1 protein-coding gene is annotated in these 2,774 nt (G+C 58.4%); it reads right to left on the reverse strand.

Annotated features, from left to right (window positions below; all coding sequences use genetic code 11):
* The coding region (locus tag ABVT36_RS18830; RefSeq protein ID WP_368457935.1) for a DUF6531 domain-containing protein at nucleotides 1–2,774 on the reverse strand (2,774 nt) is incomplete at both ends.

Below are 2,774 nucleotides of genomic sequence, written 5' to 3' on the forward strand. Positions count from 1 at the left end.
ACGGGTAAACGAATTCGTAATGGCACTGCCACTCACACTTTCCGTTTGCGTATTTTCTACACGCTGATTGGTAGTGGAGGCGAGTGCATACGCATTTTGCGCCGGTCGGGTAGTGGCACTCTGGCTCAAGTCAATACTGCCTGCCTGATTCGCGGCAATCTGCTGGTTGAACCCCAGGGTATCGGCTTCAGCATAGCTTTGTAGCGGCTCGACCCAGGTAGTGGCACTGTCGCTGGCGACGCTAAGGCTGGTATTACTGGCTGCATACTTGGCCGCCAGTGTCACCGTGGTCTCACTCCCGGGGTTCTGGACCTGTATGTCGTACTGCGTGCTACGCAGCACCTGACCCTGGGCGTTGTACTGGGTTTCACTCAGGTAACCTGCCGCATCCACCACAAACCGCACACGGTCGGCATTGTCGTAGTACTGATACGCCCGGCGATCATTCCCCGCATCGGCCACAGGTCGAAGATCCTCCAGCGACAGGGATTCGTCGATACCAATGATGTTCTGGCCGCCATCTTTTACCAGCAGGCTTTGCAGTTGAAGACTCGTCAGCTTATTGGCATAACCGGTATTGCGGACCTGGCGCCCTTCGGCATCGTAATGGAATTCGGTGACGGAGCCGGTCGCGCTAATCACTGCGACCATCTGGCCTTTGCTGTCGTAGAGACTGTGGCTGATGGCGCCAATGGCATCCTGGGTGGCACGGATTCTACCCAGGCTATCGTAGAAGTATTTGCTTTCACCTAAGGGGACATTGCCATTGGTGGTATCAAAGCGGACCTCGCTGACCAGACTTCCATTGGAGGCGTAACTGCGGGTGACCTGCAGGCCATCGGCATCAGTGCTGATGATTTGTGATTGGGCGTCGTTATACAGGGTCGTACTGGTGTGCCCTTCGGCATCGGTACTACTGAGCAGCCGACCCAGGCCATCGTACACATAGCTGCTGCTATAGGTGCTGGAGGCGGCACCAGTACCACGGGGGTCTACGGTGCTCAGCAGGCGACCATTGGCATCATAGACGGCGTAGCTGGTGGACTCACTGCCGTCGACAACACCGGCACCAGCTGTATCGACACTGGCGTAGTGCGTCACGCTGTGTACTTGGCCACGAAAATCCAGCAGGGTGTCATGGCGGCGAGTGGCATTGTGCAGGTCGTTGGCCTGGATATCGCTCTGGGTATTCTGCACCCAGCTATCTAGCGCAGCCATATCGAAGGTCGCACTGTTGGCAGTGCTGGCTTCGCTGTAGTTATCCGCATCAAACTGGTCGAAGTAACCGTGTTGCAGGTAGGTAATACTGCTGATCGTACGAGCGGGGACACCATTTTGCAGGTTTTGGCTGTCGTCTGTGTAGCGGGTTTCCTGGACAGTGCCGTCGTGGCTGACGATATAGCGCAGACGCTGGTTATCGTCATAGACATAGTGGGTGACACGGGCTTCGGCCGGTTGCTCTGCACCGCCGGCGTCGGGGTCCGGACGCAGGTACACCGTCTCTTTAACGAGTTGGTTGTCACTATCGTATTCACGTGCCACCGTGTTGCCCTGGGCATCGCGCATCAGGGTCTGGTTACCGCGCCCATCGTATTCATAGGTCGCGGTATCCCCACTGTGATCGGTAAGGGTCAGGAGATTGCCGTCGGCATCGTAGCTGTACTGGGTGACTTCCCTCACGCCGTTTTGGTCAGCGGGGGCGGTCATCTGAGTGATACGCCCGGCGCTGTCGAACATCAACTCGGTTTGCGGGCCGATCCAACTGCCCGAACTCGCCTCGGGATTGCTCACCTGGGTGATGGTAGTGACCGCATTCGCCAGGTCATACGCATAGGTGGTGATACGCAGATCGCTGTTGTCGAACTCCCCAGCCTGACCACTCGCCGCTGCGCGCCCGGCACGCACTTCGGTTACCCGGTAGTCCCCCTGGCCATCGACATCCGTATAGGCAAACTGCATGAGGGTGCCGTCGCTCTGGGTGACAGAGGCAATACGGGTGCTACTGCCGTCGTAGGTGTAGTTGGTGGTGTAGGTGTTGCCGTCGGCAATGTCACTGTCTTCGGGGGAGAGATCGACGGTGACGGTTTGCAGACGGTTCTGGCTGTCATAACTGTAGTGCAGGCGCTGTTGGGTCACGCCGTCACTGGTGACGGTGACACCCGTGACCTGGTTGCCGCTGTAGGCAAGGGTGAAGGTCTGGCCGGCGCTGTCGACAATACTGTTCACCAAGCCGCTGGCATTGTGGCCAAACATCAGTTGACGGCCTTCCGCATCCACTCGGGCGATGAGTTTCCATTCGCCGTTCACGTCTCCATAGACCTCTTCGATACGGCTGGAGCCCTCACGCCAGACCCACTGGTTGTTGCCGCTATCGTAGATAATTTGATCATGCGCGCCGGCGCCGTCGGGGGAGGCGTAGGCCTGGAGGGTGGCATCGTAGGTGTAGGTGGTCTCGGCGCCGTCGCCGCCAATACGGGTGATCTGGCTACCCGGCTGATTGGGGGAGCCTACAAGGCTGGTCAGTTGCTGGGTGAAGTTGAAGCGAAAGCCGTCATTGTTGTCGCCGTCCAGCTGGCCCTGGCTGTTGTAGGTCCGCAACAGGCTGAGATCCAAACCGGAGGACACCACGAATTCGTCTTGTTGGCGCAGCACCAGGTTGCCGGTGGAGGCATTCACGTAGACCTGTTCCCGGCCCTGGCCAAAACCGGCTGCGCCGATCCCCGTCTGGGTACTGTTGAATAAGCCCAGGGCTTCTCCGCTGATGATGGCTGCCA

Source organism: Microbulbifer sp. TYP-18 (genome assembly GCF_040932045.1).
Classification (GTDB): Bacteria; Pseudomonadota; Gammaproteobacteria; order Pseudomonadales; family Cellvibrionaceae; genus Microbulbifer.